The organism is Nitratidesulfovibrio liaohensis (assembly GCF_011682075.1).
Taxonomy (GTDB): domain Bacteria; phylum Desulfobacterota; class Desulfovibrionia; order Desulfovibrionales; family Desulfovibrionaceae; genus Cupidesulfovibrio; species Cupidesulfovibrio liaohensis.
In genome coordinates, this window is sequence record NZ_VSMK01000499.1 from 1 (window position 1) to 1,724 (window position 1,724).

General features: G+C 62.9%; 1 protein-coding gene. It reads right to left on the reverse strand.

The features are described 5' to 3' along the window. Window positions 1–65 precede the first annotated feature (65 nt). Window positions 66–1,637, reverse strand: a complete 1,572-nt coding sequence (gene tnpC, locus FVW27_RS14865) for an IS66 family transposase (RefSeq protein WP_167126563.1) — start codon at window positions 1,635–1,637, stop codon at window positions 66–68. Window positions 1,638–1,724 lie beyond the last annotated feature (87 nt).

The window sequence follows — 1,724 nt, forward strand, 5'->3', positions numbered from 1 at the left end:
GTAACCGTCCAGACAACCCCACCTTTTCAGGCGAGCGGTCATCAAGTAGACATCAGTGAACTGGCTTAGACCGGGTTGTTCTTTGACATGCCTTGCGGCAGCAGGGCCTTGAGGTCGTCCTGGCTGCAAGCATAGGGCAGCCGCTCGAAGACCTGCAGAAGATACTCGAAGGGGTTGAGGCCGCAAGCCTTGGCGGTCTCGATGAGGGAATAGATGGCCGCGCTGGCCTTGGCTCCTCGGGGAGAGCCGGAGAACAGCCAGTTTTTCCGGCCCACGGCAAAGGGTCGGATGGCGTTCTCGGCCGCGTTGTTGTCCGGCTGCAAGCGGCCGTCCTCGAGGTAGACCATGACTCTTTCCCACTGGCCCAGAGCGTAGGAGATGGCCCGGCCCAGAAGGCCCTTGGGTGGCGTGGTCTTTACGCGGGCGTCGAGCAACGCCTTGATCTTGTCCATGATCGGTCGAACACGCTCCTGGCGCATGGCGTGCACGGCCTCGGGGTCAAGCTTCTGCTCCCGCGCTTGCTTCTCCAGCTTGTAGAGCTTGCCGATGAGGTCCAGCACCGTCTGGGCCGTGCCGGATTTCTTCTTGCCCCCGGCTTTGGTCACGTCGTGGAATTTGCGCCGCACATGGGCCAGGCACCCGACATGTTGGATCCCCTCGCGCTCGCCCAAGGCGTTGTAGCCTGCGTAGCCATCGGTTTGCAGAAACCCGCGGAAGTTCCCGACGATCTCCTTGGCCACCTTGCCGCCCCGACCGGGGTCGTAGTGAAAAAGGACAGATGGTCGTTTGATGTCACCGCCCCGGGCCACCCACATATAGGATTTGCTGGTGTTTTTTCGCCCGGGTTCCTTCAGGACCTGAACCGTGGTCTCGTCCAGGTTGATGATCGGCCCTGACCGAATCTGCTCGTGGAGCAGCTCCACCAGCGGCTGGCAGGCCTCGGCCGCCCGAAGCGCCCAGCCGGACATGGTCGCCCGGGAGATGTCCACCCCGAGCCGGTCGAACATGATCGTCTGCCGATAAAACGGGAGTCCGTCCGCGAACTTGTTGACCAGGATGTAGGCCAACAGGCCCGGGGAGACGATGCCCTGCGGGATCAGCTGCAACGGCATGGGGGCTGTCTTGACGGTGGGGCCGTCGTCCTCCACGCCCTCGCAGGCGCGGCAGGCGTATTTCGGCCGGATGTGACGGATGACCTGGATCTTCTGCGGGACGATGTCGAGCTTTTCGCTGACCTCCTCGCCGATGCGCGACAGGGCGCAGCCACAGGGGCAGACCTTGTCTTCTTCGGGGATGTCGTGAACGACCTCCACCCGGGGATAGGCCTTGGAAATGGGCCGGCGCCCTTTCTTACGCCGGGAGTGACCGGCCACTTCCGTGGTCTCAGGCTCCTCTTCATCGCTCTCGGAAGCGGCCTCGGCCTGCATGGCAACGCGTTCCGCCTCGTCGAAAAGCCAATACTGGTCCTCACCCTGGGGGCCTTTGGCCTTCTCGGAACTGGCGGCGAACCGCCAGGCCTTGAGCAGCCTGACCTGCTCCTGCAACTGGGCCACCAGCTGCTCGTGATCCGCGATGACAGACTTGTAGTTCGCGACAACAGCTTCGTGATCCGCGATGACAGACTCACGCTCGGCGATGACAGACTCACGCTCGGCGATGACAGACTCACGCTCGGCGATGACAGACTCACGCTCGGCGATGACAGACTCACGCTCGGCGATGAC